Genomic DNA, 13988 nt, shown 5'->3' with positions numbered 1-13988 from the left:
GGCACATCTTCGCTTCAAGGAGCTCTCAATGAACCGCATCCACAGCGCCCCTGGAACCATCAGCCCAGTGGGCCCCTACTCCCAAGCCGTGGTCAGCGGCCACTTGGTGTTCACCGCTGGCCAAATCCCATCGCTAGGCAGCCTGGAAGAACAGCCCGACAATTTCAAAGATCAGGTCAGGCAGACCTTCGCCAACCTTGCCGCGATCCTCGAAGCGGCGGGCTCCAGCCTTTCCAACATCGTCAAGGTGAACGCCTACCTGACAGCCCCAGATCAACTGGTGCCCTTCAACGAGGTGTACAAGGAAATCCTTGGCCATGCACCACCCGCACGTACAACCGTCTGCGTGCAGCTGTGGGGCGTGAGCTTGGAAATCGACTGTGTGGCCGAGCTGGTCGACATGGAGCGCGGGCAATGAACGACGACCTGATCGCAAAACTACGAGAAGTGAGCTTCGCCACGCTTGGCCACTTCCTCGAGCGCGGGTTCGTCAGCCATGAAGTCCGCGCAATGGTGCCGGGCGGTCGCATTGTTGGGCGCGCCGTGACGCTTCGCCTGGCCGAACCCGATGCCATTGCCGTCAACCGCGCCCTTATCGCCCTTCGGCCAGGCGATGCCCTGGTGATTGACACCATGGGGGACCATGCCCACGCGTGCGTGGGTGCAGTCACGCAGTTTGCAGCTCGTTGCTCGGGTGCCGCTGGCATCATCGTCGATGGCTTGGTCACCGATATCAACGAACTGCGAAGCTGCCAGTTGCCGGTGTTCGCTCGCGGTACTACCCAGCTCACGACCAAACTCATCGGCGGCCAGGCTAGCCAGATAGATGTGCCCGTGACCTGCACTGGTGTTGAAGTTCATCCAGGGGATTACGTGCTGGGTGATGACAATGGCGTACTGATCCTACCGCCAGAAGAACTTGCGACAGTGATCGACAAAGCGCTGCAGTCCGAACTCAGTGAACCCGACATCCTGGCGCGCCTGCGCAATTGTGAACCGCTTCAGGATGTGCTAGCCACGACTACAGGAAACAGCTAACCCAGGCCGGTGAGCCTGATCTCGGGTGAGTGAGTGCTAAATCTGCCACTCACCCATAATTGGAGGGCAAAAAAGCCCGCGATGGAGGAGCGGGCCGGATGAACCGTAGAGATGTAGGATAGCCAAACCCGCCCTTTGTGAAATTTACGTGAGGCACTCTGCGTGCAACGAGCCGGTGTGCTTGATCAGCAATCGAAAGCTCTGAAACCCGTGGGCATCAATGTAATCAATGTGATCGTGTTAGATGCACGATATGTAGTAGACATGCTCACTCTACGTGAGACATGTCTCGCTCTATCCGTTTCAAATGCCCCTCGACGTAGAACGCTGCTGCGTCCTCATCGCCAGTCACGATCGCTTCATAGATTAGTTGGCGTTCAGCCAGATACAGCCGAGTGCGCTCAAGGCCCGAAATTTTGCCTGGATTTGGCCTCGTCCATTGCGCTTGAGCCATGACGCCATTGATCTCTTCGGCAATTTTCGTAATCAGTGGATTACCAGTCATCTGCGCGAGCTGGCGATGGAATAGCCGGGCGGATTTGTTCCAGCTCGCTTGGTACAGCGGGTCGGTGATGTCTTTCACGTCGCTCATCTCATCGAGATACTGCTCTGCGATCGGATCGCGTTGAGCACGGCGCGCAGCCAACCGGGCAATCGCTGGCTCAATCAGCATACGCACTTCGAGAGCGCTTATAAGGCTTAGCTCTAGATCGGCCATCTGATCCCGCGGGGGGAGCGGTGGAACGTTGCTGCGACACTCCAGAGTATCGGCGACATAGGTACCTGAGCCCTGTCGAGTGACTACAAGACCTTCATCCTGAAGAGCGCCGATAGCTTCCCTCACCGCTGGCCGGCTTACGCCAAGCAGTTGCGCCAAATCGCGCTCGGAGGGTAGGCGCGAGCCTTGAGCGTATCGTCCATCGAGAATGCCTGCCCGGATCCGATCTGCGACCTGTTCATAGATCTGCTTAGGGCGAAAGTCTGCTTGCATTGGGTGGCTCTCTTCACGGGTGCTCGTGGATTCAAGGAGAAAATTTTACCACTAGTCAGCTAACTGGTAATGAAGCTGACCAGATTAGGCAAGTGCAACCCGATTAAATCATTGATTTTTAACAATTTATTTGAATTTTAGCGCTGCGGACTGGGCCGAAATGACCCGCAGAGGTTGCACCAGTCATTGCAACCTGGAACAAGCGGGCCTAGAATGACCGAATATTGGTCTGCGAAATTACCAATAAGTAGAATTTTCCCTTTTCAGGATGTGCATTCTGAAGAATTTCTTCTTGATCTGGTCCGTTTTAGAACCGAAATGAACCAGGCAAGCTACCCACAAGATCACTACTCTCGGTGAAGGCAATGCCAATCGTAGGTGTAAATAAGCTGATCGGTTACATGCAAGCACTGCTCCGGAAGGTGACCCGACTGAGGTCGAAAATCTTTAGCCGCATGGTCGAGACATTGGACGCCATCGTTAGCGAAATTCGCCGTCAAAACTGGGTAAACGAGAACCCGTTGTAAACAGCACTCGCCTACTGCCAGCGCTAACTCGAAGCGCATCGCACCGCAATTTCACTGTTCGCCGAACCCAGGAAATCAAGACATGAGCACAACAACAACTGTCGGCGTCAAACTGACTGCCGAACTTCGTGATCGCCTGAAAACCGCCGCACAATCGATCGAGCGCACGCCCCACTGGGTAATCAAGCAACTGGTGGTCGGTTTCGTCGAGCGTACCGAGCAGGGCTCGGCTGTGGGCCATCTGGTTAACCTTTTCGATGAAGCTGTCAACGAGCAACAGATCCTTGATGCGATTCCGGAGGGGGGCGAACACGTCTTCTTGGAGTTTGCAGAGAGTATCTTGCCGCAGACGGTGATGCGCGCGGCCATCACATCGGCTTACCGCCGGCCAGAGAATGAAGCGGTACCGATGCTGCTCGAAATGGCCCGTCTGGGTGAAGACCAAGCCGAGGCGGCCAACAAGATGGCATTGGGTATCGCCCAAAAACTGCGAAACCAGAAGAATGCCAGCGGTCGCCAGGGGTTAGTGCAGGGCTTACTACAGGAGTTCTCACTTTCCTCCCAAGAAGGTGTTGCGCTGATGTGTCTGGCCGAAGCCTTGCTGCGCATCCCGGATAAAGCCACTCGGGATGCATTGATCCGGGACAAAATCAGCAATGGCAACTGGGGGCAACACCTGGGTAATAGCCCATCAATGTTCGTTAATGCCGCATCCTGGGGGCTGCTGATCACCGGCAAACTAGTAAGTACCCACAATGAATCGGGTATGACTTCAACCCTTAATCGGATCGTCGGTAGAAGCGGTGAGCCGCTGATTCGCAAAGCCGTAGATATGGCGATGCGCTTGATGGGCGAGCAGTTTGTTACCGGTGAAACGATCGGCCAAGCGTTGGCCAATGCCACCAAAATGCAGAATCAGGGTTTCCGCTATTCCTACGACATGCTGGGTGAAGCTGCTCTGACCGATGAAGACGCCCGTCGTTATCTGGCTTCTTATGAGCAAGCCATTCATGCCATCGGCAAAGCCTCGCAAGGTCGCGGTATCTACGAAGGCCCAGGGATTTCCATCAAGCTATCGGCGCTTCATCCACGCTACAGCCGTGCCCAGTACGATCGAGTAATGAGCGAGCTGTTTCCTACCCTGCTGGGCTTGACTCGATTGGCGAAGCAGTACGACATCGGGATCAACATCGATGCCGAAGAAGCTGACCGCTTGGAAATTTCCTTGGACTTGCTCGAGCGACTGTGCTTCGACCCGTCGCTAGCTGGCTGGAACGGCATTGGCTTCGTAATTCAGGCCTACCAGAAGCGCTGTCCGTACGTGATCGACTACGTTATCGATCTGGCCAAACGTAGCCGCCACCGTCTTATGATTCGTCTGGTAAAAGGTGCCTACTGGGATAGTGAGATCAAGGTTGCGCAGGTCAATGGACTTGAAGGCTACCCCGTTTATACCCGTAAGCCTTACACCGACTTGTCATACGTCGCCTGTGCCCGAAAGTTGCTGGCGGCGCCACAGCACATCTACCCACAGTTCGCTACTCATAACGCCCATTCGTTGTCAGCCATCTATCAGCTTGCCGGTCAAAATTATTACACCGGACAATACGAGTTCCAGTGCTTGCATGGCATGGGCGAGCCTCTGTATGAACAAGTCGTCGGTAACCTGGCTGACGGCAAATTCAACCGGCCCTGCCGAATCTATGCGCCAGTCGGTAGCCATGAGACTCTTTTGGCCTACCTGGTGCGTCGCCTGCTGGAGAATGGTGCCAACACTTCTTTTGTGAACCGCATTGCCGACCACAGCATTGCCTTGAAGGATTTGGTCGAAGATCCGGTACATCAGGTGGAAAAGTTTGCTGCTCAAGAAGGCGAAGTCGGAAAGCCGCACCCGCGCATCCCATTGCCCCGTGACCTGTACGGCGATGCCCGGCTTAACTCTGCCGGCCTCGATCTATCCAATGAGCAGCGTCTTGCATCGCTGTCTTCGACTTTGCTGGCGAGCTCGCATCAAGCCTATGAAGCCAGACCGGTAATCGGGAACTATGCGCCTCAGTGCCTGGAACCAACGCCTATTCTCAATCCAGCTGACCATCGTGATGTGGTAGGCCAGGTTAGTGAGGCCAGTCTGTCAGATGTGCACATGGCTTTGGACATCGCTGAGTCTAGTGCACAGATTTGGCAATCGACTCCACCGGAGGAGCGCGCCGCGATTTTAGATCGTGCAGCCGACATAATGGAGGGCGATATGCAGCCGCTGATGGGGCTGCTGGCTCGTGAAGCAGGCAAGACATTCAACAATTCGATCGCTGAAGTTCGAGAAGCAGTGGACTTCCTGCGCTACTACGCAGATCAGGCGCGCAGCTTTGCAAACGATAGCCATCGCCCACTAGGGGCTGTGGTGTGCATTAGCCCATGGAACTTCCCTTTGGCGATTTTTACGGGGCAGATTGCGGCAGCACTGGCTGCAGGCAATACGGTGTTGGCGAAGCCGGCAGAGCAGACTCCGCTCATCGCTGCTGAAGGCGTACGTATTCTTCTTAAAGCTGGCATCCCAGAAGGTGTGTTGCAGCTATTGCCGGGCCGCGGCGAAACCGTTGGGGCAACCTTAGTTGGTGACGGTCGAGTACGTGGTGTCATGTTCACCGGTTCCACCGAGGTCGCTGGCATCCTGCAGCGTAACATTGCAGGTCGCCTGGACTCTCGGGGCCGTAACGTACCCTTGATCGCAGAGACCGGCGGTATGAACGCAATGATTGTCGACTCGTCGGCACTTGTTGAGCAGGTGGTAGTGGACGTTATCAGTTCCGCCTTCGACAGCGCCGGCCAGCGCTGCTCTGCACTTCGCGTACTGTGTGTGCAGGACGATGTAGCTGACCGAGTAGTGCAAATGCTTAAAGGTGCCATGGCAGAGTACCGGTTAGGCTCCCCGGAGCATCTTGAAGTCGATATCGGTCCGGTCATCGACCAAGAGGCAAAGGACGTGATCGATCGGCATATTCAGGCCATGCGTCAGAAAGGGCGCGGCGTCTTTCAAGCCGCACGCTTTCAGAGCGAAGACGTTCGCAAAGGCACGTTTGTGGTGCCGACACTTATCGAGCTGGAAAGCTTTGGCGAGTTAGTAAAGGAGATCTTCGGTCCGGTACTTCACCTCGTGCGCTATAAGCGCAGCGAGCTGCCTAATCTTTTGGAGCAAATCAATGCTTCAGGTTATGGACTGACATTAGGTGTGCACACCCGTATCGACGAGACCATCGCTCAAGTGGTCGACTCTGCGAATGTTGGCAATCTCTATGTCAACCGCAACATCGTCGGAGCCGTTGTCGGTGTGCAGCCGTTCGGGGGCGAAGGTTTGTCCGGTACCGGTCCAAAAGCTGGTGGCCCGCTGTACATGTATCGCCTACTGTCCAGTCGACCGGAAAACGCAGTGATTGAGCAGTTGGCCAAAGGAAACTCCGAGGCAGTCGCAGTGCCTGCCGCAACGGCTGAAGGGTTGGCCGCTCTGATGCACTGGGCCAAAGAACATGACCCGGCGTTGGCTGGTGTGCTGGACGATTTTGTCACCCGTTCACCGAGCTTCCGCTGCCATACCTTAGTAGGCCCGACCGGCGAACGTAACACCTATACATTGCTTCCTCGCGAACGGGTGCTCTGCTTAGCTCAGAACAAGCAGGACCTGCTGGTGGAAATTGGTGCAGCTTTGGTTGTGGGTAGTCTGGCGGTCGTACAGGAGCACCAGTTTGCGTTGATTGCCGCTCTGCCAAAGGCCGTCACTCGGCGAGTGGCCACCGTTGCGGATTGGACGGCCGTAGGGTGCCAGTTCGACGCCATTCTGCATCACGGCGATTGTGATCAACTGGCAGAAATAAGCCGACATGCCGCTTCGCGCAAAGGCGCGATTATTGGTGTGCATGGCTTGAGCGCCGGTGAGACTGACGTGCCACTGGAACGCCTGCTTATCGAGCATGCCCTTAGCGTCAATACCGCTGCTGCGGGTGGTAACGCCAACCTTATGACAATCGGTTGAGTAGTCTCCGCCGGGGAAAGAAAACTCGGCGGTTTCTTGTGTTTTTTCCTCAGCGACTTGGCGCTCCAGTGTGCTGGAGCCCGTCGCTTTTTTTGACACTGCGATTTGCCCCGCGATGGCAATTTCAATCAAATCCACTTGAGGTAGAGCAACATGGCCAAGGCCGCCGATGTCGTTGTGCAATGCCTGGAAAACGAAGGTGTCGAGTATGTGTTCGGCATTCCTGGTGAGGAAAACCTCGACCTGCTCGAATCCCTGCGCAAGTCGAAGATCAAGCTGGTACTGACCCGTCACGAGCAGTCTGCAGGCTTTATGGCCGCCACCTATGGCCGTCTGACCGGCAAGACCGGCGTCAGCCTGTCGACCCTCGGCCCTGGCGCCACCAACCTGGTTACCGCCAGCGCCTACGCCTACCTGGGCGGCATGCCGATGATGATGATCACCGGCCAGAAGCCGATCAAGAAGTCCAAGCAGGGCCGTTTCCAGATCATCGACGTGTGCGGCATGATGGACCCCATCACCAAGTACACCCACCAGTTCGCCTCGGCTGACAACATCCCGGCGCGCATGCGTGAAGCCTTCCGCCTGGCAGAAGAAGAAAAGCCCGGTGCCGTGCACCTGGAGTTGCCGGAAGACATCGCCGCCGAGCAGACCGACAGCCTGCCGATACCCCCCAGCCTGCACCGTCGCCCGCTGGCTGAGCACAAGGCCATCGAGGCAGCCGTGCAGAAGCTGCAGAACGCCCGCAACCCGATCCTGGTGATCGGCGCCGGCGCCAACCGCAAGATGACCGCCAAGGTCTTGAAGCAGTTGATCGACAAGACCGGTATCCCGTTCATCACCACGCAGATGGGCAAAGGTGTGGTGGACGAGCGTCACCCACGCTTTTTGGGCAACGCCGCGTTGTCGTCGGGTGATTTCGTGCACCGCGCCGTCGAAGCCGCCGACCTGATCGTCAACATCGGGCACGACGTAATCGAGAAGCCGCCGTTCTTCATGGTGCGCGGCGGCACCGAGGTTATTCACATCAACTTCCGTTCGGCTGAAGTGGATGCGGTGTACTTCCCGCAGGTGGAAGTGATCGGCGATATCGCCAACGCCGTGTGGCAGATTGGCGAGGCCCTGACCGATACCAGCCACTGGGACTTCACGCGCCTGATGGCCATTCGCGAGGCCAACGAAGCGCAGACTGCCGAAGGCGCCGACGACGACCGCTTCCCGGTCTACCCGCAGCGCCTGGTGGCCGACATCCGTCGCGTGCTGCCGTCCGAAGGCATCGTGGCCTTGGACAACGGCATCTACAAGATCTGGTTCGCCCGCAACTACAAGGCCCACAAGCCTAACACCGTGCTGCTGGACAACGCCCTGGCGACCATGGGCGCCGGCTTGCCTTCGGCCATGGCGGCGCACCTGGTGTACCCGGACCGCCCGGTGATTTCGGTGTGCGGCGACGGTGGCTTCATGATGAACAGCCAGGAGCTGGAAACTGCCGTACGCCTGGGCATGCACGTGACCGTGGTGATTCTGCGCGATGACGGCTACGGCATGATCCGCTGGAAGCAGGCGAACATGGGCTTCACCGATTTCGGCCTGGACTACGGCAACCCGGACTTCGTGAAGTATGCCGAGGCCTACGGTGCCAATGGCCACCGTGTGGAAAGCGCTGAAGGTTTGCTGCCGTTGCTGGAGCACTGCATCAAGACCCCAGGCGTGCATGTGATCGACTGCCCGGTCGACTACAGCGAAAACGACCGGATCCTTAACAGCGAGATCCGGGAGCGCGCACTCGCTCTGTGAGGACCTTGAGTTTTCCTACAATTTCCTCATAAGCCACTGATGTGGCGAGCGCGTCTGACTACCTTCCCTCCAAGGGCAATGCCCAAAATCCCGATATGGGGACTCATCGCATACCTGTTGAGTCCGCCCCGAGTGGCGAGCAGAAGCCGCCCATCCGCATCGAAAACCTCGATGCTGGGCGGCCCTTGGCTCCAATCACAGTGACGCTCTCTGTTAGCCCCATTCTAGAGGCGTTTCGAGCGTGGCTAACCTCCAGACCGGCTACCAGCATATCGCCAAAAGTCACCATCAAGGTGTGAAATAGAAATTTCAGGCATGAGCAAAAACTGTAGACTGTAGTGAAACCTACAGATATAATTTGGGCATAGAATGTGAAGCAAAACATACATCCCATAAAAATGTGCGCACATGACTAATCTACGAGAACGCCTAACCTCCGCCGACCTGAGTCCGACTCCATCAGAGCGGAAGGTTATTCGAGCCCTACTGGATAACTATCCACGCAGTGGGCTGGGGCCGATGGCCAGACTGGCTGAGCATGCTGGCGTTAGCGATCCGACAATCGTTCGCTTGGTTAAGAAGCTCGGTTTCAGCGGATACGCTGAGCTCCAAGATGTGCTGCTGAGCGAGATGGATCACCGTCTGCGCTCACCTGTCACCTTGCTACAGCCGAAATCTCACTCTTCCCAGGACGATACTTGGAATAGCTATCTGAGTGAGAGCTGCCGGACCCTAAGTGAGGCTCAGGCCCTCACCCAGCCCGAGGATGTCCGGGTATTAGTCGAGCTTATTCTTGAGCCCCGTCATTCGTTGTATTGCTACGGAGGGAGGCTGAGCAGCTTTTTGGCGCAATACCTTGTGAGCCACTTACGACTGCTTCGTCCAAGCTGCTACACCCTTGAAGATAATGCTCAATTACCAGACAGGTTGTACGACATTGAGCGTCAGGACGTAGTTCTGTTGTTCGACTACCGCCGATATCAAACTCAAGCATTACGCGCTGCCACTGCCGCCAAATCTCGCGGAGCACGCTTGGTGCTATTCACCGATATTTATGCTTCGCCTCTACGTGAGTTAGCTGACCTTGTCATTAGCGCCCCGGTTGAATCCTTCTCCGCGTTTGACACTCTGGTTCCCGCTCTAGCTCAAGTGGAGGCGCTGATAGCCGTTCTCACGCTGCGCAGCAAAGACCTTGAAGGTCGTCTGGAAGGCATAGACACGCTGCGGGCAAGTTTCGCCGCTCACCTGCTCGAGGAAAAACAATAATGTTGACGTTGCCCCACCAATCACCTCGCGACTTGCCCTATGTGCATGGTCACACCGCACTTTTGTTGGTCGACATGCAGCGTGCGTGGTTAGATCCGCAGTTCGACCCCCATTTGCAGAATGCGGACGCTGAGTATTTCCTGACTCGAACTCAGGCTCAAGTCATACCTAACCAGCAACGCCTTCTCAAGGCGATGCGTGATGCCCAACAAAACGTGCTTCACACCATCATCGAAAGTCTTACCGCGGATGGGCGTGATCGTTCGCTGGACCACAAACTGTCGGACATGCATTTGCCGAAGGGGTCCTACGAATCAGGAATTATTGATGAGTTGGCTGCCACAGAAAATGAAGTGGTCCTGCCCAAGACATCTTCTGGCGTATTCAACTCCACCAACATCGACTATGTCCTACGCAACCTGGAAACCCGGCATTTGATCATTGCCGGCATCGTTACCGACCAGTGTGTGGACATGGCCGTGCGCGACGCCGCTGATCGCGGGTTTTTGGTGACGTTGGTAGAAGATGCCTGTGCTACTTATAGCTCGACCCGCCATCAGGCCTGCTTGGAAGCTATCAAGGGATATTGCTGGATTACGGATACAGAAACCGTCATCAAGCGCCTGCAGGAGATGTCGGTATGAACCGTTCCAGCTTGAATAACGCACTGATCGCAGCCACGCCGATGACTACTGTTGTCACCACAGATTTGGTAGGAATCACCCGAGGTCGGTCATTCCCTACGGACGAGCTCGAAAGCTATCGGGTAGCGGGTGTTGGTTGGGTACCAGCAAACAGTGCTATCACCCCCCAGTCAACTGTAGCCGAAGATAATCCTTGGGGGGCATACGGTGACCTACGTCTGATTCCTGATATGGCATCACGGGTTCGCGTTCCTAATGGTCCCGATGCCGGTGCACCCGCTCTAGACTTTGTCCACGCTGACATTTGCGAGACAGATGGGCGCCCATGGGCAGCCTGTCCGCGCACGTTGCTGCGAAACGAAGTACAGCGTTATCAAGATGAGCTGGGACTGACTATCACTGCCGCTTTCGAGCATGAATTCAATCTCGGTATTCCTCAGTCAGGATCGGCACATCATGCCTTTTCTTTGGGTGCACAGCACGCCGCAGCGAGCTTCGGTGGCTGGCTGCTCAGTGCTTTGAGGGCTGGAGGTGTGGAACCGGAAATGTTCCTGCCTGAATACGGCAAGGCTCAGTACGAAATCACCTGCCGGCCGACTCAGGGTGTGGCCGCAGCTGACCGAGCAGTGAACGTACGAGAAATAACACGAGAAATTGCTCGGCAGATGGCCTTGGACATCAGCTTCTCGCCGAAGGTCGAGGAACAGGCCGTTAGTAACGGGGTACATCTGCACATCAGCCTTCAGGATCAAGACGGCGAAGCAATGATGTACGATCCCAATCAAGAGAATGGGCTGTCAGAGCTCGGACAGCAATGGGCTGCAGGTGTGCTGAAATACCTGCCGGCGTTGTGTGCTTTCAGTGCACCAACACCGATTTCCTACCTGCGATTGAAGCCTCATCACTGGAGCGCTTCCTACGCATGCCTGGGCCAGCGTAACCGTGAAGCATCTCTGCGTATCTGTCCGACCATCACGCTTGGTGGTAAGTCTCCCGCCAAACAGTACAACTTGGAGTTCCGGCCACTTGATGCCACCGCGTCGCCACATCTAAGCATGGCTACCGTGCTTATTGCTGGACGCCTTGGTATCGAGCAGAAATTGTCTCTGAGCGCGACAACGGACGAAGAGCCAGACACTCTCAGTGACGAGCAGCGCCGGGCGCGCAACATTGTTGCTTTACCAGGAAATTTGGGTGAGGCGCTGGCTTGCTTGAAAGACCATGCAGATATCGTCGAAGCGCTGCCAGAAGTTCTGACACGTGCGTACTTTACAATGAAAGCACAAGAGCTGGCCGCAACAGAAAAGCTCGCCCCCAATGAATTGTGTGACCACTATGCGCTCCTTTACTGAGTTTAATGAAAGTCGGGAGCTGGGCTTTTACCAGCAGCCTGCTTACACGGTTGAGCGGGGGGACTCAAAGCACCCAGTAATTTTGGTGTGCGAGCATGCTAGTGCTTACATTCCGGAACAGCTCGGCAGCTTGGGGTTGAGTGAAGAAGCAGCTCGGGAACATATTGCTTGGGACATTGGTGCTTTGGCGCTTGCTAAAGAGCTCTCAGAAAATCTCGGTGCCACACTGATAGCGGCAAACTATTCGCGCCTGCTAATAGACCTGAACCGCCCGCTTGAGGCCCCAGACAGTATTCCTGAGCGTAGCGAAATTTACGAAATCCCAGGCAATCAAGATCTCGATGAAATTACACTGAAGTATCGGAGAGAAACTTTATTCACCCCTTTTCACCAGCGATTGAGTGAGTTAATCAATGCGCGGCTCGCTAAGGGACAGCCGGTGCGTGTTATCGGCGTGCACAGTTTTACTCCTCTATATTTTGGCAAGCCGCGGAGTCTTGAGGTAGGCGTGCTGTATGCGCACGCTCATGACTATGCTGGGCGGATGCTGGAAGGTCTGGCGTCTCGGGGTGTGAAAAGTGCGGCCAATCAGCCATATGAAATTAACGCTCTTGAAGACATGACTGTTCCCGTTCATGGGGATAATCGCGGCATTGACGCTGTGCTAATTGAAGTCAGAAACGACCTATTGCGGACACCGGACGCCGTGAGGGCTTGGTCGGAGGTGCTAGCGCCACTGTTATAAAGCCTTTTGCTGGGTAGCTCGGTAATACAACTACAAAAACACCGTTTGGGCGCTTTATTAAATCTGCCGGTTTAAAGAAGTTCGCGCCGCTGTTGACCCATGTCCAGCGGCCGGACATCGCCCTTCCTTGCTTACGGAGTACGCTGTCATGGCATTAGAAGATTTTGGTTATAAACAGGAGCTGAAACGAAGCCTGTCGCTAGCCGACCTTGTAATTTACGGCATGATTTTCATGATTCCTATTGCGCCGTTTGGCGTGTATGGGTACGTCAACCAAGAAGCTCCTGGAATGGTGCCGTTGGCTTACATCATTGGAATGGTGGCCATGTTGTTCACCGCCTTGAGCTACGGCAGCATGGCCCGTGCTTTCCCCATAGCAGGATCGGTTTATTCGTACGCACTCAGAGGGCTGCATCCTAATGTCGGATTCCTCGCTGGCTGGCTGCTTCTGCTGGATTACTTACTGATTCCACCACTGCTGTACATCTATGCAGCCATGGCGCTGAATCATCTCTATCCTGAGATTCCGAAGTTTGCCTTCATCCTGATGTTCATGGTTAGCGCCACACTGGTAAACCTTCGCGGGATAACTTTTACAGCGCGTATGAATATCTTGTTCCTCGTCGCGCAATTGATTGTCCTGGGGATTTTTCTCGCGTGTGCATGGAAAGCATTGCACAGTGGGGCGGGCAATGGGCAGTTGACGCTTTCGCCTCTTTACAATGCAACAAATTTCAACTTCTCGCTGCTGATGCAGGCTGTATCAATTGCCGTCCTGTCATTTTTAGGTTTTGACGCTATTTCCACCTTGGCTGAAGAAACTAAAGGTGATGCAGGAAAGAGCATAGGTCGAGCTGCACTGATCAGTCTCCTCATTATGGGAGGGATCTTTGTAGCACAAACATGGTTGGCTACCGACCTCGCTGCTGGCATGGGCTTTACCTCCGCAGACACAGCGTTCTATGAAATCGCAGCCGTTGCTAGTGGAGATTGGCTCGCTTCACTAACCGCAATAGCCACTGCGCTGGCTTGGGGCGTAGCTGTATCGATCACTTCTCAGGCGGCCGTATCACGCCTGCTGTTCGGTATGGCGCGCGATCGCAAATTGCCTCAGTTTCTTGCCAAGGTTCATCCGAAATATAGTACACCTCATCTGAGCATCTATTTGGTAGCCGTTCTCTCTGCGCTGATTTGCTATCTGTTTATCGACGCGGTCGACACCCTTACATCGCTTGTCAACTTCGGAGCCCTCAGCGGATTTTTAATCCTGCATTTGACTGTGATTAACTACCACTGGCGCCGACAGAAATCAGGAAAATTCCTGGCTCATTTGGTATTTCCTCTTCTCGGCTTCGCGATTACCGCAGCCATTATGATGAATATGGGACTTGAGGCTCAAGAGTTGGGCTGTGCTTGGGTCGTGATAGGTCTCGCGTACTTGTATTTCTTGAATCGCCGAGGTGACAACTTGGTCCTCTCGAAAGACATTTGAAGATTATAGGTGGCTAATGTCCGCCAGCTTTTCACTGGTATTGATGTTTTAAATGGATGAGGGCCCATAGCTCTCATCCATAGATACCTACTAAACTTAAAGCCGGAGA

At 55.1% G+C, this 13988-nt stretch carries 10 protein-coding genes; 9 read left to right on the top strand and 1 reads right to left on the bottom strand.

What is annotated here, in order from left to right:
• The first annotated feature begins 28 nt into the window (after window positions 1–28).
• A complete protein-coding gene (locus tag CQW31_RS09490; protein ID WP_016712289.1) occupies window positions 29–418 on the top strand; it encodes a RidA family protein in 390 nt (129 codons plus the stop codon).
• On the top strand, window positions 415–1038 hold the full coding sequence (locus tag CQW31_RS09485; protein WP_016712290.1) for an RraA family protein: 624 nt from the start codon (window positions 415–417) through the stop codon (window positions 1036–1038). The genes CQW31_RS09490 and CQW31_RS09485 overlap by 4 nt, the downstream gene beginning before the upstream one ends.
• 268 nt (window positions 1039–1306) lie before the next feature.
• Here the strand turns inward: CQW31_RS09485 and CQW31_RS09480 are convergent, their stop codons facing one another.
• Entirely contained in the window at window positions 1307–2029 is a 723-nt protein-coding gene (locus CQW31_RS09480) for a FadR/GntR family transcriptional regulator (protein ID WP_016712291.1), read from the bottom strand.
• Window positions 2030–2638: 609 nt separating this feature from the next.
• Between CQW31_RS09480 and putA the strand changes: the two genes are divergently transcribed.
• From putA to CQW31_RS09445, 7 genes are all read left to right on the top strand, one after another.
• The gene (gene putA / locus CQW31_RS09475) at window positions 2639–6583 is read left to right on the top strand and encodes a trifunctional transcriptional regulator/proline dehydrogenase/L-glutamate gamma-semialdehyde dehydrogenase (protein ID WP_016712293.1); all 3945 of its coding nucleotides are present in this window, start codon (window positions 2639–2641) and stop codon (window positions 6581–6583) included.
• 153 nt (window positions 6584–6736) lie between these two features.
• Window positions 6737–8380 (top strand): acetolactate synthase large subunit, encoded by a 1644-nt coding sequence (locus tag CQW31_RS09470; protein ID WP_099814355.1) that lies wholly within the window; start codon window positions 6737–6739, stop codon window positions 8378–8380.
• Window positions 8381–8788: 408 nt separating this feature from the next.
• Window positions 8789–9646, top strand: coding sequence for a MurR/RpiR family transcriptional regulator (locus CQW31_RS09465; RefSeq protein WP_029380238.1), 858 nt, complete (start codon window positions 8789–8791; stop codon window positions 9644–9646).
• Window positions 9646–10290: an isochorismatase family cysteine hydrolase gene (locus tag CQW31_RS09460; RefSeq protein WP_016712296.1), complete on the top strand. Its 645-nt coding sequence runs from the start codon at window positions 9646–9648 to the stop codon at window positions 10288–10290. The genes CQW31_RS09465 and CQW31_RS09460 overlap by 1 nt, the downstream gene beginning before the upstream one ends.
• Window positions 10287–11642 (top strand): glutamine synthetase family protein, encoded by a 1356-nt coding sequence (locus CQW31_RS09455; RefSeq protein ID WP_033723992.1) that lies wholly within the window; start codon window positions 10287–10289, stop codon window positions 11640–11642. Before CQW31_RS09460 ends, CQW31_RS09455 begins: the two co-directional genes overlap by 4 nt.
• Window positions 11626–12387: an N-formylglutamate amidohydrolase gene (locus tag CQW31_RS09450; protein ID WP_016712298.1), complete on the top strand. Its 762-nt coding sequence runs from the start codon at window positions 11626–11628 to the stop codon at window positions 12385–12387. The genes CQW31_RS09455 and CQW31_RS09450 overlap by 17 nt, the downstream gene beginning before the upstream one ends.
• A gap of 148 nt (window positions 12388–12535) precedes the next feature.
• Complete coding sequence (locus CQW31_RS09445; RefSeq protein ID WP_016712299.1) at window positions 12536–13879, top strand: APC family permease; 1344 nt, start codon at window positions 12536–12538, stop codon at window positions 13877–13879.
• Window positions 13880–13988 lie beyond the last annotated feature (109 nt).

The sequence above is a fragment of the Pseudomonas sp. 382 genome (assembly GCF_002759075.1).
Lineage (GTDB): Bacteria > Pseudomonadota > Gammaproteobacteria > Pseudomonadales > Pseudomonadaceae > Aquipseudomonas > Aquipseudomonas vlassakiae.
This window is presented reverse-complemented; position numbering and strand designations above follow the sequence as displayed.